Raw genomic sequence first — 15891 nt, forward strand, 5'->3', positions numbered from 1 at the left:
CGTTGCGGTACTCGGCGAAGAGGCATCCGGACAAGTGCGGGCATCGGTCCACCCGGGAGTTGCAGTCCTGGCATACCAGCCCACGGATCAGGCCGGTAAAAGGATCATGATCCACGTTGACGCCGAGGAATCGTCCGCAGCAGTGATAATCTGGTCCGAGCGCGTCGACGAGTGCCGTGAGGATTGCACCGTCCCGCGATCCTGGGCCGCGGTGGGGTGGCCAGGTGCCGAAGGTTTCATTGATAGTGCACCGGTAACGCTTGGCGACAAGGCCGGGGTCGATGGTCGTCTCGGTGAGGGCGACTGACCAGCGGACCTTTCGGTGGTCGTGGCGTCCTTTTATGGCGGGTTGATTAGACCGGGCTTGAATTCGATAGGCGGTTCCGTCAGTCCACCACCCGCACAACTGCTCATGTTGTCGCCATAGTGAGCGTGAACGCCTGGCACGTGACGTGCAGATCGGTTGGCCGTCCACCAGCAGGTGATAGCGGTTGTCATCGCCCAGACGGCAACGCACTCGGGCCGTTGGCCAGCGTGTCGGCCCCGTGGTATCGGGATGATGGTGGCGGATGTACATGGGTGATCGGCGGCCTCGGCCACCAGGTCTTCGACACCGTCGTAGTCGAGTTCGAGGACATACCGCCATAGAGTAACTCGCGACGACGCCGCGGCCATACGTCAAGGCTGCTCCTAGCCTCGGATGCGTCTGCTGCTGTCGACCTCGTCATAGGCCAAATGCTAAGACGGCCCGCCGACAGAACCACACACTGTGCTCTTTGAGTACCTTGCGGCTCTGCTCGGAAAGTAGTCTGGTGGGGTAGGCTAGCTGGCACAACTGAACGCAATCGGCTCGGCAAGGGTCTAGCGCATCACCATGCCAGAGTCCCCGAATCACGCTTCGACGACCCAGCCCTCTATCTGCCCACGGGATGAAACCGCTCGCTCGCCGGGCACCACGAGGACGGGTTGCTCGGCGAACTCCAGCAGGCGTCCGGCCCATGGGGCGAGAGCCCGGCCGCCGGGTCGGGGGGCGCCACCCCGGGCCAGGACGATCAGGTCGGGATGGACGCGGCGGCTCTCGTCCAGGACGCGTTCGGCGATGTCCCCGAACAGCAGCCCGGTCTCTATCTCAACCTCCTCCAGGCCGGCGAGACGTTCGACGTGGGCGAGCACGGAGTGGGCGGCCAGATCTCGGCGAGCGCCGACGTCCGGGTGGGCCGACACGCTGGTCACGGCGTCGGTGAGGACGCCGTCGGCGACGATGCTCACGGCTCTGACCCGCGCCCCGAGAGCCCGGGCCAGGTGCAGGGCGTAGCGGGCGGCGGCCAGCGTGGCGGGCGAGTCGTCGACGACGAGCAGCAGGCAGGCGGTCATGATCGCTCCCTGGTGGAGCGGCGGAGGCGGGCGCCGTCCTCGCGCTCCCGTTCCTCCAGCGCGAACTCGATGCCGGCCAGCGCGGCGCGCAGCTGGGGCAGGCGGCGGCGCTCGATCGCGCGGGCCCGCTGCCCGGTGGCCCTGACCTCGGCGTCGAGGATGGCCGCCGCCGCGGTCGCGGCGGCGTGGGCGCACGCGGCCCGCAGGGCGGCCTCGCAGGCCCGGCGGGCGGGCGCCAGGGCGATCCCGCCCGGTGCGGGTGCGTCGTCGGCAGGCGGCTCGAAGACGACGCGCTCCGGATGGCTCACTCCCATGGAGTCGGCGTACTCCACGGTCACGTCCGCGAGGCGCCCGCCGCAGGACAGGGGGAGCACCCGGCGTCCGCCGAGCAGGGCGGCGCGGAGCAGGGCCTCGTCCGCCTCCGCGCAGCAGCGGCGCCACTGCTCCTCCGTGCGGGAGGCGAGCAGTCGCATCCTGTCGCGCTCGTCCCGGAGGATGGCCAGCTTGCGCTGGAGGAGTTCGGCCGCGTCCTCGGCGAGCCCGATCCGCCGGCGGAGCCACAGGCGTCCGGCGCGTCCCTGAGGGTAGGCACTCATCGTCCCTCCCCTGCATGGTAGGCGTCGATCATCGCGCTCGGCAGCATCGTGAGCTCGCGCCGCGGCAGGACGGCCAGTGCCCGCCAGACCCGGTCCAGGGTCTCCTCCAGCGGACGCGACTCCGCGGTCCCCTGCGAGATCAGGACCTCCTGGTAGACGCGCTCGAACTCCAGGTAACGGCGGTCGGGCTCGCTGAGCGCGCCGGTCCCGACCAGCTCGCCGAGGTCATGGGCGCGGCGGGCCCTCGCCAGCGCCGCGAGGACCTGCGCGGCGACGTCCAGGTGGTCGTCGCGGGTGCGAGCGGGCCCGGCGGCCTTGCGCATCAGCCGCGACAGCGACTCCAGCGCGTCGACGGGCGGGTACACGCCGGACGCGTGCAGGTCCTCGGAGAGAACGATCTGCCCCTCGGTGATGTACCCGGTCAGGTCCGGCACCGGGTGGGTGATGTCGCCACCGGGCATCGTCAGCACCGGCACCAGGGTGACCGAACCGGGCCGGCCGCGGACGCGTCCGCACCGCTCGTACAGGGAGGCCAAGTCGCTGTAGAGATAGCCCGGGTAGGCGCGCCGCGCCGGGATCTCCCCTCTGGCCGCCGACACTTCGCGCAGCGCCTCGCAGTAGGCGGTCATGTCGCCCATGACGACCAGGACGTGCCGTCCCTCTTCGAAGGCAAGGTGCTCGGCCACGGTGAGCGCGATGCGGGGGGTGAGGATCCGTTCGATGACCGGCGCGTCGGCGAGGTTCAGCAGCAGCACGAGGTCACCCGCGGCCGAGCGGTCCTCCAGGGTGTCGCGGACCGCGGCGGCGTCAGCGTGGGTGAGCCCCATGGCGGCGAAGACGACACAGAACGGCTCGCCGCCCGCCGATGCCTGGGCGGCGATCTGCGCGGCAAGCTCCAGGTGCGGGAGCCCGGCGCGGGAGAAGATCGGCAGTTTCTGCCCGCGGGCGAGCGTCGCGAGCGCGTCGATGGCCGAGATCCCGGTCAGGACGGGCTCGGCCGGCGGCTCGCGGTGGACGGGGTTGAGCGGGACGCCCGCAGCCGGTGCGTCGGCGTCACCGATGACGGGCGGGCCGCCGTCCAGCGGGGCGCCGAGCCCGTCACAGACCCGGCCCAGCCAGGACGTCCCGACCGGGACGCGCAGCGGGGTGCCGCTGAAGGCGACCCGGGTGGCGTCGGAGCGCATCCCGCCGGTCCCCTCCAGTACCTGGACGAGCACGCGGTCGCGGGCGGTGTCGAGTACGAGGCCGTGCCGTGTCTCTCCCGTGGCCTCGCCGGAACCGAGCCGGATGTCGGCGAACTCGTCCCAGCCGACGCCGTCGGCGTCGCGCACCTCCAGCAGCGGCCCGCGGACCCGCGAGACGCGCGTGTACGCCGGTCTGAACCACTGGCCGTCCTCGTCCGGGCGGCGGGGCCGCTCGGGTGCACCGTCGCGTCCACTCATGGCAGCTCTCCCAGTCGGTTCAGCATCGCCTCACGGCGGGCGCCGATGTCCGCCGCCGTCGCGGCGTCCTCGCGGGCGCGGACGATCGGCGCGAAGTCCTGCTCCTCGACGGCGCCGGCGGGGACACCCCGTCCGACCAGTTCCTGGCAGCGGTCGACGACCGCGAGCACGGCCTCGGTCAGGGCGGCCCCGCGCTCCGGGGTGCAGAAGGCGTCGCGGGGGCTGAGCGCGCTCTGCTGGAGGACGCCCTCGCGCAGCAGCCGTCCCGCCAGCAGCACCATGCGTTCGTGCCCCGGCAGGGTGCTCGAACCGACCAGTTCGGCGAGCGCGGCCAGGCGGTCGGACTCGGCCAGCAGGCTCGCCGTGCGGGCGCGCCTGCCCGCCCAGCCCGGGTCCCCTGCGGCGGCATGGTGGCGGGCGAGCGCGGCGGTGTCACGGGCGAACGAACCCGACCAGGAGACGGCCGGGTAGTGCCGTGAGTAGGCCAGGTCCTTGTCCAGGCTCCACCGGGCGCGGACGAAGCGCTCGGTGTAGGCGGTAACGGGCTCGGTCATGTCGCCTCCCGGCGGGGACACTGCGCCGATGATCGTGACGGACCCTTCGGCGCCGTCCAGGGTGCGGACCCGTCCAGCCCGTTCGTAGAACGCGGCGAGCGCCGACGGGAGCGCGGCTGGAAATCCCTCCTCGCCCGGCAGTTCGCCGCCGCGGGAGGCGAACTCGCGCAATGCCTCCGCCCAGCGGGACGTCGAGTCGGCGATGACGACGGCGTGCCTGCCCTGGTCGCGGAAGTACTCGGCGACGGTGACGCCGCTGTAGACGCCCGCCTCGCGCGCCATCATCGGCATGTTGGAGGTGTTGGCGATCACGACGGTCCGGTCGGCGAGCCGTCCGCCGGTCCGCGGGTCGTCGAGCGCGGCCAGTTCGGCGAGCACGTCGGCCATCTCGTTGCCGCGCTCGCCGCAGCCGACGTAGACGATGACATCGGCGTCGCACCACTTGGCGACCTGCTGCAACAGCATGGTCTTGCCGGTGCCGAAGCCGCCGGGGACGGCGACGGTCCCGCCGAGCGGCACTGGAAAGAGCAGGTCCACGACGCGCTGGCCCGTGTGCAGGGGCACGCCGCCGTCCAGCCGCTCGGCGTAGGGCCGCGGTCTGCGGACGGGCCAGAACTCGACGGCCCGGCCGTCCTCCGCAACCGGTGGGTGACGCGCCGGATCGAGCCAGACACCCGCGCCCGTCAGCGGCCGCAGCAGCCCGTCGTACACCCCGCCGAGCAGGTGCGGGCCGAGCGGCGCGGACAGGGCACGGCCCGTCCCGCGCCCGGCCTGGCCCGGGGCCAGTCCTCCGGTGTACTCGTACGCTTGGACGGTGGCGACGTCGCCGTCCAGGGCGACGATCTCGCCGGGCAGGAAGTGCGCTCCCACCTCGACCACGTCGCCCATGGCCGCGCCCTTTACGCCGGACAGCTCCACCAGGGGCCCGCTGACCCGTGTCACCTCGTGTCCCACAGCCGTGCCACCTCCGCTCCCAGCGCCGCCACCGCCCGCTCGGCGAGGACGTCCGCGGACAGGTCGAGCTCGGCATGGGCAGTCCGGGCGACTAAGCCGCCGCCGGGCGCCTCCGCGGTCTCCGCCGCGGGCCCGAGCCGCCGCCGCGCCAGTGTCGTCAGCCGCCGGACGGTCTCCGGGCCGCTCGCTCCCGTGCATCGCTCGCGCACCTCGGCGCGGACCCGGCGGCACAGCTCGCCGTAGGCCTGCCTGCGGGCCGCCAGCACGACCGTGCGGGCCTCGCTCCGCGTCCGCGAACGCTCGGCGGCGGCGGCCGCCGCCCCGTCCGCGCGGCCCGCCGCGCGGGCCTCGTCCAGGATCCGCGCCGCCTCGGCACGGGCGGTCGCGAGCAGCGCGGCCGCCTCCCGCTCGCCGCTTGCGCGGACGTCCGCGGCCTGCTCGCGGGCGCGGCCGAGGAGCGCGTCGCGCACCGGCGCGATCGCTGCCGCGGCGTCCGGGTCACCGGTCATGGCGGCATCACCACGATCAGGACGGCGTCCGTGCGCCGCTCCCGTTCGGCCTCGACGCACCGGGCGGCCTCGGCGGTCAGCACGACGACGGACACGTCGTCGCCGAGCGCGTCCCACGCCGCCAGAACCGCCTCCGGGCCGTCCGCCGCCCCGACCCGCGCCCCGCCGAGGGCCCACCCCTCCACCCGTGCGGGCTCTCCGATGACGGCGATGTGCGCCATGCCGCTCACGCCTTTCCGATCAGGATGATTCCGATGATCAGCCCGTAGATGGCGATGCCCTCGGCAAGGCCGACGATCACCATCGCGCGGCCGAACAGCTCGGGCCGCTCGCTTATCGCGGCGAGCGCCGCGGCGCCGACGTAGGCCACCGCGATGCCCGCGCCGATGGCGGCCCCCGCGACGGCGATCCCGGTGCCGAGATAGGGGGCCCAGTTCGCCGCCGCGACCTGGGCCGTCGTGATCATTTCTGCGGACATGAGTCGTCCACCTCCTGCGCGATCATGGGTATGTGCCAGGGCCTGAATGGACGGCCCTGGGTCCGGAAGAGCCGTGAGAACAGCTCGTAGTACTCCAGTCGGAGCGCCTGCACGCCCGCGACGAGCGCCTCCAGAGCGAACGTCACGGCGGTGCCCGCGGCGAACACGACGGCGGCGAGGGCGGCGGCGGGCGCGCTGCCCCGATCCCAGAGCGCGGCCGTTCCGGACCAGACGATCCCGGCGAGCGCTGCGTGAGTGAGCCCGAACGCCGCGAGCCGCGCGAACGACACCACGTTCGCGCCGAGCCGCACGACCAGGTCGAACACCTCGACGACGGCTTGGACGAGGCCGGTGCCACCGCCACCCCCCGAGACGAGGAAGCCGGTGAAGGCCAGCCCAAGGCCGAGCGCCCCGAGCACGCCACCCGTGACGGCGAGCCAGGGCAGGCCGAGATAGGCGCCGCCGGCCAGCGCGCCGAGCCCGAGGAACGCGCAGGCGCCGGCGATCCCGGACGGCTCGTACAGCGCGACCGGCCAGCCGCCCTCCCGCCACCGGTTGGCGATGCCGATCGCGTACGCGCCGGACAGCAGGACCGCGCCCACACCGATCGCCGCGGCCAGCAGTTCGACCGGGCTGTCGAGCGGGTCGAGCCACAGCTCCGGGACGACGTGCGTCGGCCCGAAGAACTCCCCGTACAGTGCGCCGAAGGCCGTGCTCGTGACCCCGGCGCCGAGGACGAACGGCCACACCCGCCGCAGCCGCGACAGCCGGCGCGGATACCCGGCCAGCAGCGCCACGGCGCCGACGACCAGCATCAGCCCGTGGCCGACGTCCCCGAACATCATCCCGAACATCAGCACGTAGGCCGCCCAGGCGAGCGGCGTCGGGTCCAGGTCGGCGTAGGGGACGGTCCCGTACGTGTCGACCAGGGCTGCGAGCGAGCCGCGCCCGTCCGCCTCGCGGGCCGCCCGCGGCAGCAGCGTCGGTGCCTCGGCGCCGCGCGGATGCGGGAGCGGCACCACCGCGGCGCCGGTCTCCGCGAGCCGGGCGGCCAGTTCGGTGCGGGTCGCCTCGGGTGTCCAGCCTGCCAGCGCCGCGACGCCGTCCCTGCGGAAGGCCGCGGCGCCGTGCTCCTCCAGGGTCGCCTCGCCCGCGAGCAGGTCGAGGCGATGCCGGCTGGCCAGATCGTCCAGGTCGGGGACGCTCGGCAAGAGCGCCGGTTCGCGGCTTACGCCCCCGGCACGCTGCAACATCCGCGCCGCCTCGCCCTGCGCGGTGCGCTCGGGGGGAAGGTCGAACTCGACCGCCCCGGCGTCGGCGACCCGGGCCAGGGCGTCCCGCAGCGACTCGACCGGGGCCACCACGGCGACCCGGGCCATCCGCAGCGGCCGCAGGCTCTCAGGCCAGCGCATCGTAGGCTCCCATCGGATCGCCGCCGCGCGACGCCATCTCCAGCGCCGCCCGGACCCGCCACGCGTCGACCGCCAGCAGCGTCGCCGCGCCCAGCACCGGCCCGGCGGCGAACTCCGAGCGGCGCAGCAGCAGGTCGCCGTCGCGTTCCAGCCGTTTCCAGCAGCGTCCCTCGGCCCGCCACAGCTCCACCGGGTCGTCGATGCCGTCGAGGGGCCAGCGCGCGTTCCGGTCGAGCCGGGCCGTCATCTCGCCGAGCGCGGACGCCTCCACCGGCGACCGGCCGAGCAACCGGGCGGCCCGCTCGGACGTCGCCAGGGGCAGATCCCGTCCAGCCCCGAACCGCTCCCCGGCCACCAGGACGGCGGCCGCGCCGGCCGCCCAGACGGCGGCGGGTCCGCCGAGCGCGGACATGCGCGCCGCCCACGACAGCCGGAGGAACACCCGGATCGTCCACGGATCGGTGCCCCCCGGGTCCCCCCAGGAGGTCGTGGCCAGTCGCTCGCGCAGGCCCGCGGCGTCCGGGGCGTCCGCGAGACGCGGCCACGCGGTCCCCAGTGCGCCGAGAACGTAGGGTTCCTCCGCCGGACGGCCGTCCAGCCGCTGCAGCAGGCCGTCGACGTTGGCCAACTCGAACCATCCGGCCACCGGCCGCAGCACCGCCGTACCGCCCCGGGGCAGCCACCCCGCCAGCACCCGCAGATGCCAGAGCAGCGCCGCCGCGACTCCGTGCTGCGCCGCGGCCAGGCTCTGGCCCTCGGCGACGCCGCGGCCGTACGGCGTCGCCGCCAAGATCGTGAGGGCCTCCGACAGCGACGCCGACCCCGCCAGCGACCTCGCGCGCCCGGGCCCGAGCCGCCGCAGCGCGAGCGCCTGCGCCCGGACCCGCCCCGCGACCCAGCCCGCGCTCACGGCGCCCCCCGCCGTCCGGGGTGCGTCTCTCCGGAGGTCGCCGTACCATCGGCCGACAGGACACCGAGCGCGCGCACGGCCCGCTCGACCAGTTCCGGCATCCGCGCGGCGGCGACGGCGCCGATACGTGCGGCCTCCTCCCGCGCGGCGGCCACCCGGGCCTGCTCCGCCTCCACCGCACCCCGCCGGACGGCGGCCGCGGCCTCCGCCCGCTCCGCCGCGGCATCGGCTTTCGCCCGCCGCACCAGCGCGGCGGCCTCCTCGCGGGCCGCGTCGCGCACTGCGCGCGCGTCCCGTTCCGCCTCGTCGGCGAGGCGGTGCCGTTCCTCCTCCGTCCCGGCGAGCAGGGCGAAGACCGGTTCGAGCTCCGCGGCAAGGACGCTTCGCCGGTCCGCGGGGACAGCCACCGCGGCCGCCCCGGGGGCCCCGGCCGGGCGGAATCTCTCCAGAAGATCGCGGACTGCGGGCATGGTGCCTCCCTGTTCGTTCGTCCCCATGCTCCGGACCGGACGGGAGACCGTCCCAGGGCTGGAAGACCACGATCGGGGGACGAAGGTCCCGACCACGGTCGGCCACGCGCCGCCGCGGCGCCCCGAGACTCAAGGCACGGATCCTCGGGTCCGCCGGCTCTTCCTCCGCGATCGGTGACCTCCTTCGATCGGTTCTGCCATCGAATTCTCCTCCCTCTCCGTGTTCTCGACGCGACCCTGAGTGTTCAAACCGCGCCGACGACGGCCCTCATGTGGGCGGCTCTTTTCCGTGGTAGGGCGCGTACTCGTTACGTCGAGGTCAAGAGCGGGCGCGTGTCCGTACCCGATGGCCGGGGGGTGATACGCCCGCGGCGGCGGCGTGCCCCTTGGAAGGTCGGCGGGTGTTCTACGCCTCCACGGTCGCAGGCGGCCGGTGACTCTCGCTGAAAGGCGGGAAGGCAGGCCGAGAGGCCGTCGAAGCGGGAGCGGGCGTCCGGTGCCCGCACCCTCTCCGCCAGGCGTAACTGGACACCCGCCCAGGGAGGAGGCGACAAATGAACGATGGCCATGAGAGGGGCACTGTCCTGGTCGGATATGACGGGTCACCTGCCGGCGATCAAGCCCTTTATTGGGCGGTGGGGGAGGCTCGGCTCCGCCGCCTGCCCCTTACCGTCTGCCATGCCTGGCACTGGCCCTACCCGTTGCGCCCGCCGGACGAGGACACCCTGGAGGTCGTCCGTGCGGCGGCCGCGGTCGTGGCCGACGAAGGCGTGCGCCAGGCCTATGCCCTGGACGAAGGCCTGGACGTCCGCTGGCGGCTGGAACGCGGGTGGGCTTCCGCCGTGCTGTTGGCGGCGTCCCGGGAGGCCGCCCTGGTCGTGCTCGGAACACGCGGTCACGGCGGGTTCGAGGGCCTGACAGTGGGCTCTACCGCGGCGCAGGTCGCCGCCCATGCCGACCGGCCGGTCATCGTCGTACGGTCAGGCGAGCCACACGCCGAGGGGCACGGTGGGCGGCTCGTGGTCGGCGTTGACGGCTCGCCGGCCGGCGAGGCGGCCCTCGGCTTCGCCTTCGAGGAGGCCGAGTTGCGCGGGGCGTCGGTGACGGCCGTGTGCAGTTGGTGGGACCCGGCCGTGCTCCCCGGCCCGGACCGTGTCCCCTTCACCGATCCACCGGCGGTCAGGAGCGAGGCGATGGCGCGATTCGATCAGGCCGTCACACCGTGGCGGCGCGAGCACCCCAAGGTGCCCTTGGACACCGAGTTCGTCGTGGAAACGCCGCGTCAAGCCCTGGTCAACGCCGCCCAAGGCGCCGCGCTGCTGGTGGTGGGCGACCGCGGGATCGGCTCGGTGCCACCGCTGCTCCTGGGGCCGGTGACCCAGGCCGCGCTGCACCAGGCCCCCTGTCCTGTCGCGGTTGTGCCGGCGCAGCAGACCGAATAGCGACAAGGCCGAGCGGTCGCGGACGCCGGCGAGGCCGAAGTCGTACTCCTCTTCAGGGATGGGGGGCTACTCGAAGGGGGGACCTTTGCCCCTAGGACGGAACCAGCGGGCGTTGAAGTGTGGAAACAAGAGTCCTCGCGGCCCGAGCGTCCCGGTCCGCCACACGGATCGACATGAGGGGAAGCCCGATGTCCGCACCGATCGTCATCGGCACCGATGGTTCCGGTGAGTCGGCGCGTGCCCTCGAATGGGCAGCCGCTGAAGCCGCCCTGCGTGAACGTCCACTGCACATCGTCCACGCCATTGAGAGCCGGCCGTACGGGAGGGTGCACGTCGCGCAGCCCGAGGGCGCCGAGCCCATCACCTGCGCGGGCCGAATGGTCCTGGCAGCCGCCCGCGAACGTGTCCAGGAGCGGTGGCCCGGCCTTGAGACGACGACCGCTCTGGTGAACGGAGAGCCTCGGCAGGCTCTCCGAGCACAGTCGGAGAAGGCGTTCGAGCTGGTTCTGGGAAGTCGGGGCCGCGGCGGTTTCGCTGACCTACTGCTGGGTTCCACGAGCCTGCGCATGGCCGAATGCCTTGCCGTCCCGGTGGTGATCGTGCGCGGGAACGCCACCGATGGCGGCGAGATCCTCGTGGGCATCGACCCCGTGCGGGATGCCGGCGCGATCCTCGACTATGCCTTCGACGCAGCCGAACTCCACCATGCCCGGCTCCGCGTCATCCACGCGTGGCGGACGCTCGCGACCTACCTGGAGGCGGGTTACGCCGACGTCGAGCAGATCGAGACGGACCTGAGGAAAGCCGTCCTGGCCGCCTACCAGCCCCTGCGACGGAAGTACCCGCAAGTCGACGTCGTCGACGAAATCGACCTGGAGCATCCGGTCACCGCACTGTCCAGGCCCTCGCGCAACGCCCGCCTGCTGGTGGTCGGTGCCTACGACTGGCGCTGGACCTCGCCCCAGCTCGGTTCCATCAGCCACGGGGTCATCCACCACGCGCAATGCCCGGTAGCGGTCGTTCCTACCCGCTGATCTTCAACCCACCGGTCGCATTCTCCTCACCTACATGCCCGCGCCCCGTATGCGGCGGCCGGCGGGACCTTTGCCCGGGGGTCCGGGACCTCCGTCCTCTGGTACCGCAGGTGCGGTCCGACCAGCCTCGATAACAAGGGCAGACCGACTCGCCGGAAGGGGGCCGTGCCAGATGAAGCGATCGACAGTGGGAACGGTCATGACATCCGATGTCGTGACGGTCCCGCCTGACGCCTCACTCAAAGACGTGATCGACACTCTCGCCGATCACGAGGTCAGCGGGGTACCGGTTGTGGACGGGGAGGGGCGTGTCATCGGCGTGGTCACCGAGGCCGACCTCCTGCGCAAGGCGGCAGCCGGCCCACGCGACGGACCGCGCCGGAAGCCGCGTCTCGTGCGGGAACCGTCCAAGGCCACCACGGCCAGGGAGGCCATGAGCTCGCCTGCGGTCACCACGACCGCGGGCACCGCGGTCGCCGAAGCAGCGCGATCACTATGCCACCACGGGTTCAAGCGGCTTCCGGTCGTGGATCTCGATGGCCGGCCGGTGGGCATCGTCAGCCGGGCCGACCTGCTGCGCGTCTTCTTGAAGACGGACGCGCAGATCCACGACGAGGTGACCCACGAGATCGTCATCCAGAGCCTCTGGCTCGACCCAGCCGAGGTCGAGGTGGACGTCCGCGCCGGCGTGGTCACCCTGCGAGGCCGCGTGCCGCTGGCAAGCCTCGTCCCCATCGCCGAAAGCCTGACAGCCTCCGTCGACGGCGTCATCCAGGTGATCAACAAGCTCCACTACGACGAGGACGACAGCGCGCATCCGCACCGCCGCCGCGCGGGACGTCGGCACTAGCCGCCCAGCAGCGCATTGTCCCGACAGAACCGGAACCGGTTGCTGTCGATCGGGCGAGCACGAGCGTTTAGGGTCCATTCGTGTGCTCGTCTTGCGGACGTGGGTTGGTCCTCGCCTATGCCGGGGGCTGAATGGGTACCGCTCGCGACAGACTTTGCCTTCTCTTTCGGATCCTGTTCTGGTCCGCGGAACGCCCGGCCGGGGTGGGCCGGCCGGGCGTTCTTGGGTCAGACTCCGGCTATAGAGCGGATCCAGGCCCGGCTTGCGGGGACGCTTCCGTAGGTCTGCTCTGAACGGCCGTCGGCGGTGGAGGCGACGGCGACCTGCTTGTCGTTGTAGCGCTGCGGGCCGCCCGAGTCACCGCTCCAGGCGTTGCCGTTGATCTTGCTGCTACAGATCGCGGGACCGTAGCGGTGGTCGTAGCACGTGGTGGACGTGACGCGGACGTCGGCGCATTTGAGCTGGTCCGAGAAGGGGCCCTTGGAGCTGGTGTAGCCCCATCCGCAGATCTGGTTGGTCGAGTCGACCGGCGGGTCGGCGTCGGCGAGTGGGGAGTAGGTGGTCTCGTATGGGCTGGCCAGGTGCACCAGGGCAAGGTCGCCCTTCGGCGCCACCTGGTAGTCGCTGACTTTGATCGCGGTGGCGCGTGACCGGAAGACGTCGCCGACGCGGACCGAGATGCCGCTGCCGACGCAGTGGGCCGCGGTGAGGACCCACGTCGGCGCGACGATGGTGCCGGAACAGGTGAACGATCCGTCGCTGCGGTAGATCGAGGCGGCCCAGGGGGCGTCGGTGACGAGATAGCCGCCGATGATGGGCGCGGCCGCCTGGGGGCGGGGCTCGCCGGCCGCTGTGGCGGGGAGGGCCGTTCCGATGAGCAGGGCCAGCGCGGCGCCTGTCAGGGCAATGGTGCGGGGGGGCATGCACAGCTCCTTTGCCGGTATGCACAAGGACCCGTTAAAATAGACCAGTTGCCTTCTTCTGTCGCGCCTCAGTTTTTCAGTCTTGATTCTCTTGGCGCAGAATATCTCGTCCGGTTCACGTCGGCTGCTCTTGAATTCTTTGTTCCACTTGATGATCAGTGTTGGGCGCTATCGCGGACGTTCCGCACGTTTTCGTGGCCGGTTAGGGCACCGGCGCGCAGGGCCGGGAGCCAGGGGGCGGCGATGGCGGTGGGGCCGTAGAGGACCTCGGCGAAGACCACGCAGCCCACAGGGTCAGGGCTCCCCAGGTGGCGGTGGGCAGGCCGAGCACATCAGGGCGGCGACGTGATCACTTCTTTGCCACGCCGCAGTAGGCGTCGACCGAGGGTGGCATGCCTAAGGGGCTCGGGTCGGGGCGCCAGTGCGGCAGTGGCACCACGCCGGGGTCCAGCAGTTCGAGGCCGGCGAAGAAGTCGGCCACGCGTTCGGGGTGGCGTAGCCGGTAGGGGACGGCGCCGGTGTCGTCGTAGCCTTGCTGGGCATCGATGAACGCCTGGTCGGTGGCGGTGCCGTCGTAGAGGACGAGATAACTCCCCGACGGGAGCGCGCCGACGAGGTGCCGGACGATGGAGCGAGCCTCTTCGTCGTCGTTGACGTGCCCGAGGATGCCCATCAGCATCAGCGCGATGGGTTGCTCGAAATCCAGATAATCGGCGGCCTGGCGGACGATACCGGCGGGATCGTGCAGATCGGCGTCGATGTAGTGGGTGGCTCCCTCTGGTCTGCTGGTCAGGAGGGCTCGGGCGTGGACCAGGACCAGGGGGTCGTTGTCGACATAGACGATTTTGCAGGAGGGTGCGGCGCGCTGGGCCACCTGGTGGGTGTTGTCCTCGGTGGGGAGGCCGGTGCCGATATCGAGAAACTGGCGGACGTCCTGATCGGCCGCCAGGTGCCGGACGGCGCGACCGAGGAATTCCCGTGAGGCTCGCGCCAGTTCGATGATGCCGGGAAAGGTGCGCGTGTACTCGTCACCCGCTTCCTGGTCGACGACGAAGTTGTCCTTACCTCCGAGCCAGTAGTTCCAGATCCGGGCCGAATGCGGAACGCTGGTGTCGATTTCTGCCATCAGCTCTCGTTCGGCAGCCGCAAAGAACTCTTCGTTACTCATCGTGACCTTTCTGAGGCCGGTCGGCACTGGGTGGGAAGACTCACCACCATCAGACCAGATCAACGATGAGGGGGAAACGGTTACCGGCCCGTCGGCTAGAGCTCTCCGAGCATGCTGCGCAGTCGCTCGATACTCTGCTCGATCGGCCAGGCTTTGATGGCGAGATTGCCGAACGTATGAACGAAGTAGTCGACGTCTTTCGACATGTGCGGGTACAGGCCGTAGGCGGCGTGCTCCAGGTAGATGAGATTCGGTTTGTGGGTTTCTGTCAGCTGGATGATGGTGATCGGGCCCTCGGTGACCGCGTGTTCGGCGGATCGCTCCGGCACCAGTTGGATCGTGACGTGCTGGAGCCGGGCGAGCTTGATGAGGTGCTTCAGCTGGGAGCGCATCATGAAGGCCGTGCTCTTGGTGGTACGCAGCGCCCGCTCGTCTATCACCGCCCAGAGCTGGGGCGGGTCGGGACGACGCAGGATCTCCTGGCGCCGCATGCGCAGTTCGACCACGCGGGCCTGATGCTGGGGGCTGATGTCCGCGAGATCAAGACTGATCATCGTGTGGGCGTAGTACTCGGTCTGCAGGAGGCCGGGAATGCGGTTCGGGGCATAGGTCTTGATCACGCTTAGTTCGGGTTCCAGGGTCAGGTAGATCTCGAAGTACTCGGGGACGACAGTGCGATAGGGCTGCCACCATGCCTGCTTACCGCGCTCCCTCGTCTCGGCCAGCAACTGAATGCGCGCGGTTTCCAGCCGGCTGGTCGGCCCGCTCCTGGAGGGCTCCCGGTGGGGTGATCGGACGGCCGGAACGGTCGTCGACATGTCGGGCTTATCGTGTTGCGCTTCTTTGAATGCATGAGTGATGCCGGCTGTCGGCGTCCTGTCGGGGCGTGGCGGCCAGCCCGCTTGATGGTGCATGTGCAACTCTTCAAGCGAGATCATTTCAGTGGTGTCCCGGCCGTCCCGCTCGGCGATCTCGAAGATCGTGGCCCAGAGGGACGCCACCAGATCCCAGCGGCGAATACGTGAAGGCTTGCCGTGCATGAGCTCATGGGCGGTCGATTTCGGGATGTGAACGACCTGGACCCCGCGTATCGGAGTCGAGGACGTCGTTAGCTCGAATGACACCTTGTCGATCTTCATATAGGGAGCTGGGCCTGCGAGGAAGCGGTTGTACTCCAAGGCTGCGATCACGCTTTGGTAACCACTTCCGCGACCGTCGTCCGGCATACCCTCGACCCGTTCCTTCGTCACCATGTCCGACCGTCCACCGTCGAGCGACATGATTTCACCGGTGCCATCACAAGTCATGTCACACGACACAATTGCCACCCATCAGGTTTAGGGCACCTCAAGTCTACTTAAGGGTAGCGCTCCGGTTCACTTCCTGCAGGTCGGACATCCTCGGATGCAGTCCGGATACCCAGCGGTATATCCGAATGCGTCCGAAACCCCAGGTCTTTCATCGCCACCGGGGGTCCCTGCGGCATCGTGAAGGCTTCGATGGCCGCCACGGATACACGTGCGGCAGGGTTGCCAGAAAGGAGCTAAATGTCTTCTTTGAGCGGACGCGGAGATTTTGTTGATTCCCTTACCACCTCGCGACGTGGCGACTGGCTGGAGGGGGACTCCTCGGATGACGCCCTGATGGCGCTGTCGTTGATCACCGTGTGGGCCACCCGGACCGGGCGCTCCCTACGGGCGGTTCCCGTCCACGAGCTCACCGCCCAGGAGCTGGAGGACTTCTGGGCTGATGATCAACTTTGGCCCGGCCCCGGG

At 71.0% G+C, this 15891-nt stretch carries 16 protein-coding genes; 3 read left to right on the forward strand and 13 right to left on the reverse strand.

Translation table 11 applies throughout. From position 1 onward, the window contains the following. Positions 1-891: 891 nt before the first annotated feature. From AMA02S_RS06620 to AMA02S_RS06665, 10 genes are read right to left on the reverse strand one after another with little or no spacing between them, the layout of a single operon-like run. The gene (locus AMA02S_RS06620; protein WP_067453155.1) at positions 892-1374 is read right to left on the reverse strand and encodes a universal stress protein; all 483 of its coding nucleotides are present in this window, start codon (positions 1372-1374) and stop codon (positions 892-894) included. Continuing rightward, complete coding sequence (locus tag AMA02S_RS06625) at positions 1371-1970, reverse strand: V-type ATP synthase subunit D (protein ID WP_084264730.1); 600 nt, start codon at positions 1968-1970, stop codon at positions 1371-1373. The genes AMA02S_RS06620 and AMA02S_RS06625 overlap by 4 nt, the downstream gene beginning before the upstream one ends. Further along, positions 1967-3412 carry a V-type ATP synthase subunit B gene (locus AMA02S_RS06630; RefSeq protein ID WP_084264732.1) on the reverse strand — a complete coding sequence of 482 codons (1446 nt, stop codon included), beginning with the start codon at positions 3410-3412 and terminating at the stop codon, positions 1967-1969. The genes AMA02S_RS06625 and AMA02S_RS06630 overlap by 4 nt, the downstream gene beginning before the upstream one ends. After that, entirely contained in the window at positions 3409-4920 is a 1512-nt protein-coding gene (locus AMA02S_RS06635) for a V-type ATP synthase subunit A (RefSeq protein WP_067453158.1), read from the reverse strand. Before AMA02S_RS06635 ends, AMA02S_RS06630 begins: the two co-directional genes overlap by 4 nt. Further along, complete coding sequence (locus AMA02S_RS43420; RefSeq protein ID WP_067453163.1) at positions 4905-5429, reverse strand: hypothetical protein; 525 nt, start codon at positions 5427-5429, stop codon at positions 4905-4907. The genes AMA02S_RS06635 and AMA02S_RS43420 overlap by 16 nt, the downstream gene beginning before the upstream one ends. After that, complete coding sequence (locus AMA02S_RS06645; protein ID WP_067453166.1) at positions 5426-5650, reverse strand: V-type proton ATPase subunit F family protein; 225 nt, start codon at positions 5648-5650, stop codon at positions 5426-5428. Before AMA02S_RS06645 ends, AMA02S_RS43420 begins: the two co-directional genes overlap by 4 nt. A 5-nt stretch (positions 5651-5655) precedes the next feature. Next, entirely contained in the window at positions 5656-5907 is a 252-nt protein-coding gene (locus AMA02S_RS06650; protein WP_084264736.1) for an ATP synthase subunit C-like protein, read from the reverse strand. Next, complete coding sequence (locus AMA02S_RS06655; RefSeq protein ID WP_157430422.1) at positions 5892-7319, reverse strand: V-type ATPase 116kDa subunit family protein; 1428 nt, start codon at positions 7317-7319, stop codon at positions 5892-5894. The genes AMA02S_RS06650 and AMA02S_RS06655 overlap by 16 nt, the downstream gene beginning before the upstream one ends. Further along, positions 7306-8229 (reverse strand): hypothetical protein, encoded by a 924-nt coding sequence (locus AMA02S_RS06660; protein ID WP_067453169.1) that lies wholly within the window; start codon positions 8227-8229, stop codon positions 7306-7308. Before AMA02S_RS06660 ends, AMA02S_RS06655 begins: the two co-directional genes overlap by 14 nt. Next, positions 8226-8699 carry a hypothetical protein gene (locus AMA02S_RS06665; RefSeq protein WP_067453172.1) on the reverse strand — a complete coding sequence of 158 codons (474 nt, stop codon included), beginning with the start codon at positions 8697-8699 and terminating at the stop codon, positions 8226-8228. The genes AMA02S_RS06660 and AMA02S_RS06665 overlap by 4 nt, the downstream gene beginning before the upstream one ends. A 554-nt stretch (positions 8700-9253) precedes the next feature. Here AMA02S_RS06665 and AMA02S_RS06670 point away from each other — a divergent pair. The 3 genes from AMA02S_RS06670 to AMA02S_RS06680 all read left to right on the forward strand — a co-directional run bounded on the left by AMA02S_RS06670 (position 9254) and on the right by AMA02S_RS06680 (position 12025). Beyond that, positions 9254-10141 carry a universal stress protein gene (locus AMA02S_RS06670; protein WP_067453176.1) on the forward strand — a complete coding sequence of 296 codons (888 nt, stop codon included), beginning with the start codon at positions 9254-9256 and terminating at the stop codon, positions 10139-10141. Positions 10142-10329: 188 nt separating this feature from the next. Further along, positions 10330-11175, forward strand: coding sequence for a universal stress protein (locus AMA02S_RS06675; protein ID WP_067453180.1), 846 nt, complete (start codon positions 10330-10332; stop codon positions 11173-11175). A gap of 199 nt (positions 11176-11374) precedes the next feature. Next, positions 11375-12025, forward strand: a complete 651-nt coding sequence (locus AMA02S_RS06680; RefSeq protein WP_169806786.1) for a CBS domain-containing protein — start codon at positions 11375-11377, stop codon at positions 12023-12025. A gap of 227 nt (positions 12026-12252) precedes the next feature. On the opposite strand, the gene AMA02S_RS06685 is transcribed toward AMA02S_RS06680, so the two are convergent. The 3 genes from AMA02S_RS06685 to AMA02S_RS06695 all read right to left on the reverse strand — a co-directional run bounded on the left by AMA02S_RS06685 (position 12253) and on the right by AMA02S_RS06695 (position 15444). After that, the gene (locus tag AMA02S_RS06685) at positions 12253-12948 is read right to left on the reverse strand and encodes a S1 family peptidase (RefSeq protein ID WP_067453185.1); all 696 of its coding nucleotides are present in this window, start codon (positions 12946-12948) and stop codon (positions 12253-12255) included. Positions 12949-13297: 349 nt separating this feature from the next. Next, positions 13298-14116 (reverse strand): SAM-dependent methyltransferase, encoded by an 819-nt coding sequence (locus tag AMA02S_RS06690; RefSeq protein ID WP_067453983.1) that lies wholly within the window; start codon positions 14114-14116, stop codon positions 13298-13300. Between the two features lie 95 nt (positions 14117-14211). Next, positions 14212-15444 carry a DUF5753 domain-containing protein gene (locus tag AMA02S_RS06695; protein ID WP_169806787.1) on the reverse strand — a complete coding sequence of 411 codons (1233 nt, stop codon included), beginning with the start codon at positions 15442-15444 and terminating at the stop codon, positions 14212-14214. Positions 15445-15891 lie beyond the last annotated feature (447 nt).

It is taken from the genome of Actinomadura macra NBRC 14102 (assembly GCF_001552215.1).
GTDB lineage: Bacteria > Actinomycetota > Actinomycetes > Streptosporangiales > Streptosporangiaceae > Spirillospora > Spirillospora macra.